This is a genomic window from Rhizobium sp. 18055 (assembly GCF_902706285.1).
Classification (GTDB): Bacteria; Pseudomonadota; Alphaproteobacteria; order Rhizobiales; family Rhizobiaceae; genus Rhizobium.
Window position 1 is genome coordinate 1 of record NZ_CACSKD010000476.1, and the last position, 391, is coordinate 391.

The 391-nt window shown below is 65.7% G+C and carries 1 protein-coding gene; it reads left to right on the forward strand.

All coding sequences use genetic code 11. The features are described from left to right. Positions 1 to 391, forward strand: a 391-nt coding sequence (locus tag GVL52_RS32695) for a cytochrome c1 (RefSeq protein WP_200848074.1), incomplete at both ends; no start/stop codon positions are given.

A 391-nucleotide genomic window follows, 5' to 3' on the forward strand; every position in this document is an offset into this window, starting at 1 on the left:
CCTCACCGTGATCGCCCGCTCGCGCGCCGGCCACAACGGCACCGGGGCCGACTACCTCTACACCTTCCTGCGCACGTTCTACCGCGACGACACCAAGGCCACGGGCTGGAACAACCTCGCGTTCCCGAGCGTCGGCATGCCCCACGCGCTGTGGCAACTGCAGGGCGAACGCCGCCCGGTATTCGAGGAACACGAGAGCCACGGACACAAAACCCAGGTCTTCAAGGGGTGGGAGCAGCTGACTCCGGGTACCATGTCGCCCCTCCAGTACGACGAGACCGTGGGTGATCTCGTCAACTACCTGCAGTGGATGGGCGAGCCGGCGCAAAATACGCGGGTTCGCGTCGGGGTCTGGGTGCTGATCTTCCTCGGCGTCTTCACGGTGATCGCC